Origin of the sequence: Asticcacaulis sp., assembly GCF_027484505.1 — a bacterium.
Lineage (GTDB): Bacteria > Pseudomonadota > Alphaproteobacteria > Caulobacterales > Caulobacteraceae > Asticcacaulis.
Genome location: NZ_JAIXSV010000301.1, coordinates 1 through 13,103 on the forward strand (window position 1 = coordinate 1; position 13,103 = coordinate 13,103).

Sequence of the window (13,103 nt, forward strand, 5' to 3'; positions counted from 1 at the left end):
ACGCCCGAAGGCCAGCAGGTGATGGACCCCATCGTTGCCTATCAGATCAACTCCTTCCTGCAAGGCGTGGTACAGCGTGGCACGGCGGCACGCGCCAGCGCGCTGGGCATCCCGCTGGGCGGCAAGACCGGCACGACCAATGAATACCGCTCGGCGTGGTTCGTCGGCTTCACGCCCGATCTGGTGGCCGGGGTGTTTGTCGGCTTTGACGACAATCGTTCTCTGGGTGAGTCGGAAACCGGTGGTTCGGCGGCCCTGCCGATCTTTATCGACTTCATGGCGGCGGCGACGAAGAACAAACCGGTCAAGGACTTCCGTAAGCCGAAGGACGCGGTCTATGTGTCCATCCGCGGCCACGAAGAAGCCTTCCGTCCGGGTACCGAGCCGAAGCCCATCGAGCGCGCACCTGATGTGGTGGATGGGCCCAAACCCTATACCGAGGTGTGGCGCGATGGCCTGACCGGGCAGCCGTCCAATCAGACGACGCCGCAGGAACAGCCGAAAAAGAAGAAGTACGTCGATGAGATCGAGGAGGAGGTCCTTTATTAAGGGCCTATATCCTTAACCCCGGTTTCTCTTGCCATTACCCGGCAACAGGGCTATCCCCCACGGCTACCTTTTTTACCGTAAGGACATTGTAATGCGACTGGATGTTGAGGCTTCGGCCAGGGACATCGAGCAATCCATCGGATTGCTCAGGAGGCGTCTTTGACTGGGACGTCGCTCTAAGACGTCTCGACGAACTGAATGCGCGGGTCGAAGACCCGACGCTGTGGGACAAGCCCGAAGAGGCGCAGTCCGTGATGCGCGAGCGCACCAAGCTGAGCGGTGGCGTCGATGCGGTCAACAGCCTGACCAAAGAGCTTCAGGACGCGCTCGACTATGCCGAACTGGCCGATATGGAGGGCGACGAGGAACTGCTCGAAGAAGCCCGTGCCATGCTGAAAGCCATCAAAGAAAAGGCCGCGCGCGCCGAGCTTGAGGCGCTGTTGTCCGGTGAAGCCGACGGCAATGACGCCTATGTCGAAATCAATTCCGGGGCCGGGGGCACGGAGTCGTGCGACTGGGCCGGTATCCTTTTGCGCATGTACACGCGCTGGGCCACCCAGCACGGCATGACGGTGTCCATCGAAGAAGAGACGCCCGGCGAACAGGCGGGCATCAAGTCGGCGACCATCATGGTCAAGGGCACCAATGCCTATGGCTGGCTGAAGACCGAGGCCGGGGTGCACCGTCTGGTGCGTATTTCGCCCTTCGATTCCAATGCGCGCCGCCATACCTCGTTTGCTTCGGTGTGGGTCTATCCGGTGGTCGATGACACCATCGTCATCGACATCAATCCGGCCGATGTGCGCACAGATACCTACCGCGCGTCGGGGGCCGGCGGTCAGCACGTCAACAAGACCGACTCGGCGGTGCGTCTGACGCACATCCCGACCGGTATAGCCGTGGCCTGTCAGGCCGGACGCTCGCAGCACGCCAACCGCGACGAAGCGTGGAAGATGCTGCGCGCGCGCCTGTACGAACTGGAACTGCAAAAGCGCGAGGCGGCACAGGCCGCGCTGGAAGACCAGAAGACCGATATCGGCTGGGGGCACCAGATTCGCTCCTACGTGCTTCAGCCCTATCAGATGGTCAAGGACCTGCGCACCGATGTGGAAACCTCGGATTCGCAAGGGGTTCTGGACGGTGATCTGGATGCCTTCATGGGGGCGTCGCTGGCGCAGCGGGTCGGCGCGACCCGCGATGCCGTCGAAGAGTAAAACTGAGAAGCCGGGGTTTGCGCCCCGGTTTTTTTTATATCCATTGCCAAGACGCCCATGCCGCCCGACCTTCGCCGCTCGCTGGACCTGATCCGTCGTCTGATGCCGCCCGAACAGCCATGGTGGCTGATTGGCTCGGCGGCCCTGTATCTGAGCGGGGAGCCGGTCACGGTGCGCGACGTTGATGTCTATGGCCCTTCAGAGGTGATCGAGGCCGCGCGGATCGCTTTGGGCGTGGCGGTGAGTCCGCCGCGTGCCGACGCCCGATTTCGCTCCAGCCCTTATTTCCAGTATCGTCCAGACGATGGGCTGGAGATCGACTTTATGGGCGGGTTACAGGTGTTTTCGACAGGCGAATGGCATGAATTGCAAATCGAAAGTGATGCGTGGATCGAAGGGGTGCGGGTGCCGACCCTGAGCGAACAGGCGGCCCTACTGCGCCTGTTCGGACGCTCGAAGGACAGGGCGCGTCTGGCACTGATGCCGGGCTTGTAATTGGCTGCGCGCCCTGCCTTACTGAGCGGCAATGGAGGCGGCGATGTGGAAATGGATCGGTGTGCTGTGGTGTCTGGCCGGGCCAGCGATGGCGGCGGATTACTACGTCAATGGGACGACGGGTAATGACGCCCAGCCGGGCAGCCAGGCGCAACCGTGGCGTAGCCTCAGCCGCGTCAATGCCCAGACGCTTGAGCCCGGTGACCGGGTGCTGCTGGCGCGTGGCACGGCCTTTGTCGGGCATCTGAAGATCACTCAGTCTGGCACCGAGACCAAACCCATCATCATCAGCGCCTATGGCGAGGGGCCCGCGCCGAAGCTGATGAACCCGCGCTTCGGGCTGGAATTCGGGCGAGTCGTCTCGGTGTACGGCAGCCATGTGACCGTCGAAAACCTCTACCTCTATGACGGGGCCACCCCGCCGCCGGATGAGCCGCCCTTGCCGTGGAAGGAAAGCCATCAGCACAAATTAGTGACCGATATGGCGGGTATCTATACCGACGCCACCACCTCTCATGTCACCCTACAGAATAATGAATTCAACAACATGCCGGTGGGTGTTCGCGTGCGTGGCGCAAGCTCACTTGTAAAGGGCAATTATTTCCACGATGCCTCGCGCATCACCGAATACTGGGGCGCGATGGCCATTGTCATCGTCGGGCCGCACAATGAGGTGGCGCACAACCGCATCGAAAACTACGGCTTCTACGGTGGCGCCTATGTCAATGACGGAGCGGCGGTCGAACTGGACGGGGAGGACCGTTTCTTTGACGCGCACCACACCTTTGTGCACCATAATCTGTCGCGCAATACCAAGGGCGGCTTTCTGGAAATCGCCGGCAATACGCACGACGTGACTATTGCCCACAATATCAGCGACGACGTTGATAAGTTCGTCGGCACCAATGGCATCCGTAACCTGAAGATCGACGGCAATATCATCATCCGTACACGGATTCTGGACATTACGGACAAGGACTTCTGGTCGCTGCGCGCGATCTTCTGGTCGATCTGCTGGAACGGTTGCGCCGGCGACCGCGACGCCGGGGTGAGCATCACCAACAACATCTTCTATCTCACGGCTCCGCACCGCATCTATCTGGGGCCGGATAATCCGCACGGCTTTATGTCGGCGACGCACAGCGGCAATCTCTACTGGTCGCCGGATGGGGACGCCGCCGCTCTGCTGGGCCAGAAACTGGGGGCCGGGGAGGCCATTGCCGATCCGGGGTTTAAGAACCTGCTGAACGGGGATTACGGGCGTTCGCGCTAAATAGCCCCTCTCTGATTTCAGGGGGAGGTGTTAAAGCGGCAGGGTCAATTGAGTATCTGCTGATCTGCAAAAAATAATCCCCCACACCCCCTCGACAAGCGGGGACAGTTGCGCTATGGCATCCTCCCTTTTAAGGCGTATTGCGTCTTAAACCGAGCCTTGCAGGAAAAGTGGCCCCCACTTTTCCGTCCGCAAAGGCTCGCAAGCTAAGTGCCCGAATGCCGGTCTTCTGCTCTTTCCACCGGCGATGGGGCCTGACTTTCTGTTTGGAAAGTTATTGAAAAACAGCGTCTTTGACCGCCAAGCGGTCATAAAAGAGCGGGCGCATCCAACTGTTTCTCAATGCCCCATTCGGGGTCTCTCGACACATTCACTGCGTCTTAAACGCTTTACAGGAACAACGATGGCCTTATCGTTCACCGAAAAGAAGCGGATTCGGAAGTCTTTTGGCCGAATCCCCGAAGCGATCCGTATGCCGAACCTGATCGAGGTTCAGCGCTCCTCCTACGAACAATTTCTGCAACGTTTCGTCCGCGCTTCGGAGCGCGTTGACGACGGTCTGGAAGCCGTGTTCAAGAGCGTCTTCCCGGTCAAGGACTTCAACGAGCGTGCGACCCTCGAATACGTCTCTTACGAGTTCGAAGAGCCGAAATACGACGTCGAAGAGTGCATTCAGCGCGACATCACCTATGCCGCCCCGCTGAAGGTCAAGCTGCGCCTGATCGTGTTCGAAACGGACGAGGACACGGGTGCCCGTTCGGTGAAGGACATCAAGGAGCAGGACGTATATATGGGCGATATCCCGCTCATGACGGACAAGGGCACCTTTATCGTCAACGGCACCGAGCGCGTGATCGTGTCGCAGATGCACCGTTCGCCGGGCGTCTTCTTCGACCACGACAAGGGCAAGACCCATTCGTCGGGCAAGCTCCTGTTTGGCGCGCGCATCATTCCGTACCGTGGCTCGTGGCTCGATTTCGAGTTTGACGCCAAGGACATCGTCTATGTGCGTATCGACCGCCGCCGCAAGCTGCCCGCCACGACCTTCCTGTCGGCGCTGGGCATGGACGGTGAAGAAATCCTCACCACCTTCTACGACGTCGTGCCCTATGAGAAGCGCGATGCCGGCTGGATCACGCCGTACAAGTTCGAGCGCTGGCGCGGGGTGAAGCCGGAATTCGACCTGATCGACGCTGACTCGGGCGAAGTGGTCGCGCAGGCCGGGACCAAGATTTCGGCGCGTACCGCCAAGAAGCTGGGCGACACGGTGAAGGCGCTGCTGCTGTCGCCGGACGCCCTGAACGGCAAGTATCTGGCCCGCGACGCCGTCAATTTCGAGACCGGCGAAATCTATGCCGAAGCCGGTGACGAGCTGGACCCGGCGGCCATCAAGGTGCTGGAAGAGCAGGGCTTCACCACCATCGACGTGCTCGATATCGACCACGTGACCGTGGGTGCGTACCTGCGCAACACGCTGCGCGTCGATAAGAACACCTCGCGTGAAGACGCGCTGTTCGACATCTACCGCGTCATGCGTCCGGGCGAGCCGCCCACGATCGAAGCCGCCGAAGCCATGTTCCAGGGCCTGTTCTTCGAACTGGAGCGCTACGACCTGTCGGCTGTGGGTCGCGTCAAGATGAACATGCGTCTTGAGCAGGACGTCGCCGACTCCGAGCGCACCCTGCGTAAGGACGACATTCTGAAGATCCTGCGCATCCTGATCGGTCTGCGCGACGGTCGCGGCGAAATCGACGATATCGACAACCTCGGTAACCGTCGCGTGCGTTCGGTGGGCGAGCTGCTGGAAAACCAGTACCGCGTCGGCCTGCTGCGCATGGAACGCGCCATCAAGGAGCGCATGTCGTCGGTCGATATCGACACCGTCATGCCGCACGACCTGATTAACGCCAAGCCGGCGGCGGCCGCGGTGCGTGAATTCTTCGGCTCGTCGCAGCTGTCGCAGTTCATGGACCAGACGAACCCGCTGTCGGAAATCACGCACAAGCGCCGCCTGTCGGCCCTTGGGCCGGGCGGTCTGACGCGTGAACGCGCAGGCTTCGAAGTCCGCGACGTGCACCCGACCCACTATGGCCGTATCTGCCCGATTGAAACGCCGGAAGGCCCGAACATCGGTCTGATCAACTCGCTGGCCACCCACGCCCGCGTCAACAAGTACGGCTTCATCGAAAGCCCGTACCGCAAGGTCATCGATGGCAAGCCGCAGGACGAAGTCGTCTATATGTCGGCTATGGAAGAGTCCAAGCACGTCATCGCTCAGGCCAATATCAAGCTGGGTGACGAAGGCATTGTCGAAGACCTCGTGCCGGGCCGTGTCAACGGCGAACCGGGCCTGCAACCGGCTCCGACCGTCGATTACATGGACGTGTCGCCGAAGCAGGTCGTTTCGGTCGCCGCGGCCCTGATCCCGTTCCTCGAAAACGACGACGCCAACCGCGCCCTCATGGGTTCGAACATGCAGCGTCAGGCCGTGCCGCTGGTGAAGGCCGATGCGCCCTTCGTCGGCACCGGCATGGAATCGGTCGTCGCCCGCGACTCCGGGGCCACCATTGCCGCCCGCCGTACCGGCGTGATCGAGCAGGTGGACGCCACCCGTATCGTCGTGCGCGCTACGGATGAACTCGACCCCACCAAGCCGGGCGTCGATATCTACCGCCTGTCGAAGTTCCAGCGTTCCAACCAGAACACCTGTATCAACCAGCGTCCGATCGTGAACGTCGGTGACAAGGTGTCGGCCGGTGACATCATCGCCGACGGTCCGTCTACCGACCTCGGTGATCTGGCTCTGGGCCGCAACGTCCTCGTGGCCTTCATGCCGTGGAACGGCTACAACTTCGAAGACTCGATCCTGATTTCCGAACGCATCGTGCGCGATGACATCTTCACCTCTATCCATCTGGAAGAGTTTGAAGTCATGGCCCGCGATACGAAGCTTGGGCCAGAAGAAATCACCCGCGACATCCCGAACGTCGGCGAAGAAGCCCTGCGCAACCTCGACGAAGCCGGTATCGTGGCCATCGGTGCGGAAGTGCAACCGGGCGACATCCTCGTCGGTAAGGTGACGCCGAAGGGCGAAAGCCCGATGACGCCGGAAGAAAAACTGCTGCGCGCCATCTTCGGTGAAAAGGCTTCGGACGTGCGCGATACTTCGCTCCGTCTGCCCCCCGGCGTCGCCGGCACCATCGTCGAAGTCCGCGTCTTCAACCGTCACGGTGTGGACAAGGACGAACGCGCCATGGCTATCGAGCGCGCCGAAATCGAGCGTCTGGGCAAGGACCGCGACGACGAACTGTCGATCCTTGAGCGCAACATCTATGGCCGCCTGAAGGAAGTCATCCTCGGTCAGACCGCCGTTTCGGGCCCGAAGGGTCTGGGTCGCGGTGAAATCACCGAAGAGAAGCTCTCCGAAATCTCGAAGGGCCTGTGGTGGCAGATCGCGCTCGAAGACGAGAAACTGATGGGCGAACTGGAGGCCATGAAGCGCCAGTTCGAAGACGCCCGCAAGCGTCTGGACCGTCGCTTCGAGGACAAGGTCGAAAAGCTGCAACGCGGCGACGAACTGCCGCCAGGCGTCATGAAGATGGTCAAGGTCTTCGTGGCCGTGAAGCGCAAGCTTCAGCCGGGCGACAAGATGGCCGGGCGTCACGGCAACAAGGGGGTTATCTCCAAGATCCTCCCGGTCGAAGACATGCCGTTCCTCGCCGATGGTGAGCACGTCGATATCGTGCTGAACCCGCTGGGCGTGCCGTCGCGCATGAACGTCGGTCAGATCTTCGAAACTCACCTCGGCTGGGCCTGCGCCAATATCGGCAAGCAGATCACCAACCTGCTCGAAGAGTGGCAGAATGGCGGTCAGAAGCAGGCGCTTATCGACCACCTGAAGGGTGCCTATGGTGCCGATCAGGAGCTGCCGGAAACGGAAGAAGAGCTGATCGAACTGGCGAAGAACCTGGCGCGCGGCGTGCCGATTGCGACCCCGGTCTTCGACGGTGCGCACATCAACGACATCGAGAACATGCTTGAGTTTGCGGGTCTCGATCGTTCGGGTCAGTCTATCCTGTACGATGGTCTGACGGGTGAGCAGTTCAAGCGTCCGGTCACCGTCGGCATCATCTACATGCTGAAGCTGCACCACCTTGTCGATGACAAGATCCACGCACGCTCCATCGGGCCATACTCGCTCGTCACCCAGCAGCCGCTGGGTGGTAAGGCGCAGTTCGGCGGTCAGCGCTTCGGGGAAATGGAGGTCTGGGCTCTGGAAGCCTATGGTGCCGCCTATACCCTGCAGGAAATGCTGACCGTGAAGTCGGACGACGTGGCCGGCCGGACCAAGGTGTATGAAGCCATCGTCCGCGGCGACGACAGCTTCGAAGCCGGTATCCCGGAAAGCTTCAACGTCCTGATCAAGGAAATGCGTTCGCTGGGTCTGAACGTGGAACTGGAAAACGGGCAGGGATAGTCCTGACCTTCGCCTACTCTCCTCCCCTGTGTAGCGGGGGAGGGGGACCACGAAGTGGTGGAGGGGGCCTGCCCCCGCATCGCTGCCCACTAAGTTCTAATGACGGAAAGCTGGAATTCATATGAACCAGGAAGTCCTCAATATCTTCAATCCGGTCCAGGTCGCCCCGACCTTCGACCAGATCCGCATCACCCTGGCCTCGCCCGAAAAGATCCTGTCGTGGTCGTTCGGTGAGATCAAGAAGCCGGAAACCATCAACTACCGCACGTTCAAGCCGGAACGTGACGGCCTGTTCTGCGCCCGTATCTTCGGTCCGACCAAGGACTACGAATGCCTGTGCGGCAAGTACAAGCGCATGAAGTACAAGGGCATTATCTGCGAAAAGTGCGGCGTCGAAGTGACTCTGTCGCGCGTTCGCCGTGAGCGCATGGGCCATATCGAGCTGGCGTCTCCGGTCGCTCACATCTGGTTCCTGAAGTCGCTCCCCAGCCGTATCGCCATGTTCCTCGACATGGCGCTGAAGGACGTTGAGCGCGTTCTGTACTTCGAAAACTACATCGTCACCGAGCCGGGCCTGACGCCGCTGAAGCTCAACTCGCTGCTCAGCGAAGACGAGTATTACCGCTATCAGGAAGAGTTCGGCGACGACAGCTTCACCGCTGAAATCGGGGCCGAAGCCATCCGCAACATGCTGATGTCGATGGACCTCAGCGAGGTCGCCGACAAGCTGCGCGCCGAGCTGGCCGACAATCCGTCGGAAATGAAGGCCAAGAAGGCGTCCAAGCGTCTGAAACTGATCGAAAACTTCATCGAATCCGGCAACCGTCCGGAATGGATGGTGCTGACGGTCGTGCCGGTCATCCCGCCGGAACTGCGCCCGCTGGTGCCGCTGGACGGTGGCCGTTTCGCCACCTCGGACCTCAACGACCTCTATCGTCGCGTCATCAACCGCAACAACCGTCTGAAGCGCCTGATGGAACTGCGCGCGCCGGACATCATCATCCGCAACGAAAAGCGGATGTTGCAGGAATCGGTCGATGCCCTGTTCGACAACGGCCGTCGCGGTCGCGTCATCACCGGCGCCAACAAGCGTCCGTTGAAGTCGCTGGCTGACATGCTGAAGGGTAAGCAGGGTCGCTTCCGTCAGAACCTGCTCGGTAAGCGCGTGGACTATTCCGGTCGTTCGGTTATCACCGTCGGTCCGGAACTGAAGCTGCACGAATGCGGCCTGCCCAAGAAGATGGCTCTGGAACTGTTCAAGCCCTTCATCTATGCGCGCCTCGACGCCAAGGGCCTGTCGGGCACCGTGAAGCAGTCCAAGCGCATGGTCGAGCGCGAGCAGCCGCAGGTGTGGGATATCCTCGAAGAGGTCATCCGCGAACACCCGGTCCTGCTCAACCGCGCCCCGACGCTGCACCGCCTCGGCATTCAGGCCTTTGAGCCGAAGCTGATCGAAGGCAAGGCGATCCGTCTGCACCCGCTCGTCTGTTCGGCCTTTAACGCCGACTTCGACGGTGACCAGATGGCCGTCCACGTGCCCCTGTCGCTCGAAGCGCAGCTCGAAGCGCGCGTGCTGATGATGTCTACCAACAACATCCTCAGCCCCGCCAACGGCAAGCCGATCATCGTGCCGTCGCAGGACATCGTGCTGGGTCTCTACTACCTGTCGCTGGTCAAGGACGGTGAGCAGGGCGAAGGCATGATCTTCGCCGATCTCAACGAGATCCAGTCCGCGCTCGACGCCGGTGTCGTCTCCATGCACGCCAAGGTCAAGTGCCGCTTCACCGAAGTGGACCCGGACGGCGTTCAGCGTACCCGCGTCATCGACACGACGCCGGGCCGCATGAAAATCGCTGCGCTCCTGCCGCTGCACGCCTCCATCGGCGTCCGCGTTCTCGAAAAGAACCTGACCAAGAAGGAAATCGGCAACCTGATCGACGTGGTTTATCGCCACTGCGGTCAGAAGGCGACGGTGATCTTCGCCGACCAGATGATGGCGCTGGGCTTCAAGGAAGCCGCCCGCGCCGGTATCTCGTTCGGTAAGGACGACATTGTCATCCCCGACACCAAGAAGGGAATCGTCGAGGAAACCCGCAAGCTGGTGGAAGAATACGAGCAGCAATACGCCGACGGTCTGATCACCAAGGGTGAAAAGTACAACAAGGTGGTTGACGCCTGGTCCAAGGCGACCGACCGCGTGTCGGACGAGATGATGAAGGAAATCAGCCGCAAGCTGAAGACCGACGATGGCCGTGAAAAAGAGATCAACTCGATCTACATGATGGCCAACTCCGGTGCCCGTGGTTCGCAGGCCCAGATGAAGCAGCTCGGCGGGATGCGCGGCCTGATGGCCAAGCCGGACGGTTCGATCATCGAAACGCCGATCATCTCGAACTTCAAGGAAGGTCTGACCGTTCTTGAATACTTCAACTCGACCCACGGTGCCCGTAAGGGTCTGGCCGATACCGCGCTTAAGACCGCCAACTCCGGTTACCTGACCCGTCGTCTCGTTGACGTGGCTCAGGACTGCATCATCATGGAAGAGGACTGCGGCACGACCAAGGGCATCACCATGCGTGCCGTCGTCGAAGGCGGTGACGTGCTGGTGTCGCTGGGCGCGCGCGTCCTCGGTCGGACCACGGCCGAAGACATCAAGGACGTCGCTTCGGGCGAAGTCGTTGTCCCGGCCGACACCTATGTCGATGAAAACGTCGTCGAACAGATCGAAGCCTCCGGCGTTCAGTCGGTCAAGGTGCGCTCGGTCCTCACCTGTGAGGCCGAACAGGGTACTTGCGCCGCCTGTTACGGTCGTGACCTGGCCCGCGGCACCCGCGTCAATATGGGTGAAGCGGTCGGTGTCATCGCCGCGCAGTCGATCGGTGAACCGGGCACCCAGCTCACCATGCGTACCTTCCACATCGGCGGTACGGCTCAGGTGGCCGAGCAGTCCTTCTATGAGACGACCTCTGACGGCGTGATCAAGCTGTCAGCGGCTCCGACCGTTCGCGGCTCGCACGGCGACCTGATCTCCATGTCGCGCAACCTGATCATCACCATCTTCCACGATGGCAAGGATCGCGAAACCTATAAGGTGCCCTACGGCTCGCGTCTGCGCGTCGAAGAAGGCACCGAGGTCAAGAAGGGCCAGCGTCTGGCGGAGTGGGACCCCTATACCACCCCGATCATCACCGAAGTCGGCGGTAAGATCCGCTTCGAAGACCTGACCGAAGGTCAGTCAGTCCGTGAGGAAACCGACGAAGCCACCGGCATCACCAACCGCGTCGTCACCGACTTCCGCGCCTCTTCGCGTGCGGCGGATCTGCGTCCGACGCTCGGTCTGGTTGATGACAGCGGCACCTATAAGCGTCTGTCGAACGGGGCCGAAGCCCGCTACCTGCTGCCGGTCGGGGCCATTCTCTCCGTCGGCAATGGGGACGAGGTCCGTCCGGGTGAAATCATCGCCCGTATCCCGACCGAAGGGGCCAAGACCCGCGACATCACCGGCGGTCTGCCGCGCGTCGCTGAACTGTTCGAAGCCCGCCGTCCGAAGGATTGCGCCGTCATCGCTGAAATGGATGGCCGCGTTGAATTTGGCCGCGACTACAAGAACAAGCGCCGCATCAAGATCACCCCGGAGGACGGTGGCGAACCCGTCGAATTCCTGATCCCGAAGGGCAAGCATATCTCCGTCCACGACGGCGATATCATCCAGAAGGGCGACTACATCATCGACGGCAACCCCGATCCGCACGATCTGCTGCGTATTCAGGGCGTTGAGGCGCTGGCCGAATACCTCGTCAACGAGGTGCAGGAAGTCTATCGTCTGCAAGGCGTGCCGATCAACGACAAGCACATCGAAGTCGTGGTCCGTCAGATGCTGCAAAAGGTCGAAATCCTGGAGCCCGGCGATACCGGCCTCATCAAGGGCGATCAGCTCGACAAGGGCGAAGTGGAAGCCGAGAACCTCAAGGCCGAAAAGCGTGGCGGTCGTCCGGCCCTCACGGCTCCGGTCCTGCTCGGTATCACCAAGGCCTCGCTCAACACCAAGAGCTTCTTCTCGGCCGCTTCGTTCCAGGAAACGACGCGCGTCCTGACCGAAGCCTCGGTGCAAGGCAAGATCGACACCCTCGATGGTCTGAAGGAAAACGTCATCGTCGGCCGTCTGATCCCGGTCGGCACCGGCGCCTACCTGCGCCGCCTGCAACGTATCGCCCTGAAGCGCGACGAGGCTCTGGCCCATCAGCGCGAAGAGACGATGGAACCGCTGCCGGCGGAAGTCCTGCTCGAAGGCCCTGCCGCCGAGTAAGCAGGGGCTTGGCCCCTGCCCCATAACCGGGTGCAGACGGTTCTTGCCATAGTAAAATCGGCCTCCGGGGTTCGCTCCGGAGGCTTTTTTGTGCTATTTTGCAGACAAGTTTTACGAGGAGGGGTTCTTGGCTGCGCGTATTGAACCTGTCGATAGCGAAGACCTTGCGGATGCCGTTGCCCGGATAGAAGCGGCTGCAAACTTTATCCTGCCAGCGGACGCTTTTCGCTCTGACCACGAACTTACCCTTGGCGAGGTGTTTGACAGACTTTGGGACGGATTGCCGGAGTCTGAAAAGCGAGGCGGTAAGTGCCCTACGCTTCTGGTCTTTCTGAGAATCAAAGAGTGGTGTGCAGCTCGGGGTTATACCGTCCGGCCCGATACCCTTTTGAGCGATTTGCCAGGCTTCGACTACGGCAAATTTCGCACGGATTTTCGACGGGCAGGGTGGGTGACAGGCCCCCACGATGGCGGATTAAGTTTTTACGCTGGCTGTCTGGCTGCTTTTATAGCCGCCTATATTCTGTGGCCGGTAAGCGGGCTTGACCTCTTCTGGACCTTGGTGGTCTTCATCGTGAGCGCGTATGCCGTAAGCCAGCTCAATATCACCATCGGTATGCCGAAGGCATGGACAGTAGCTCAGCTAACGCGACATGTCGCTTATCGCAATATCGACCGGCTTCGTCGTGAGGGTGCTTCTTTACATCGGAAGTTCATCTGGGGCTATTTTGATGAGCATTTGGGCGCAGGAAAAGGACGCCTGCGGCGCGAAGCAACTCTTATCTAAAG

General features: G+C 60.7%; 7 protein-coding genes. All 7 read left to right on the forward strand.

The genetic code is table 11. The features are described from left to right. A partial coding sequence (locus Q0072_RS17240; RefSeq protein WP_298332768.1) for a penicillin-binding transpeptidase domain-containing protein occupies nt 1-549 on the forward strand: 549 nt, incomplete at its 5' end. A 91-nt stretch (nt 550-640) separates the two neighbouring features. After that, nucleotides 641-1,763 (forward strand): peptide chain release factor 2 gene (prfB, locus tag Q0072_RS17245; RefSeq protein WP_013480453.1). Its coding sequence is split into 2 segments (ribosomal slippage): nt 641-709 and nt 711-1,763, totalling 1,122 coding nucleotides; the frame shifts between segments, so codons are not numbered across the junction. A gap of 57 nt (nt 1,764-1,820) precedes the next feature. Continuing rightward, a complete protein-coding gene (locus Q0072_RS17250; protein WP_298332771.1) occupies nt 1,821-2,258 on the forward strand; it encodes a hypothetical protein in 438 nt (145 codons plus the stop codon). 43 nt (nt 2,259-2,301) lie between these two features. Further along, a complete protein-coding gene (locus tag Q0072_RS17255; protein ID WP_298332773.1) occupies nt 2,302-3,531 on the forward strand; it encodes a right-handed parallel beta-helix repeat-containing protein in 1,230 nt (409 codons plus the stop codon). Between the two features lie 403 nt (nt 3,532-3,934). After that, nucleotides 3,935-8,008 carry a DNA-directed RNA polymerase subunit beta gene (rpoB, locus tag Q0072_RS17260; protein WP_298332775.1) on the forward strand — a complete coding sequence of 1,358 codons (4,074 nt, stop codon included), beginning with the start codon at nt 3,935-3,937 and terminating at the stop codon, nt 8,006-8,008. 121 nt (nt 8,009-8,129) lie between these two features. Further along, on the forward strand, nt 8,130-12,314 hold the full coding sequence (gene rpoC, locus Q0072_RS17265; RefSeq protein WP_298332777.1) for a DNA-directed RNA polymerase subunit beta': 4,185 nt from the start codon (nt 8,130-8,132) through the stop codon (nt 12,312-12,314). A 127-nt stretch (nt 12,315-12,441) separates the two neighbouring features. Further along, a complete protein-coding gene (locus tag Q0072_RS17270; RefSeq protein ID WP_298332779.1) occupies nt 12,442-13,101 on the forward strand; it encodes a hypothetical protein in 660 nt (219 codons plus the stop codon). The last annotated feature ends 2 nt before the right edge of the window (nt 13,102-13,103 follow it).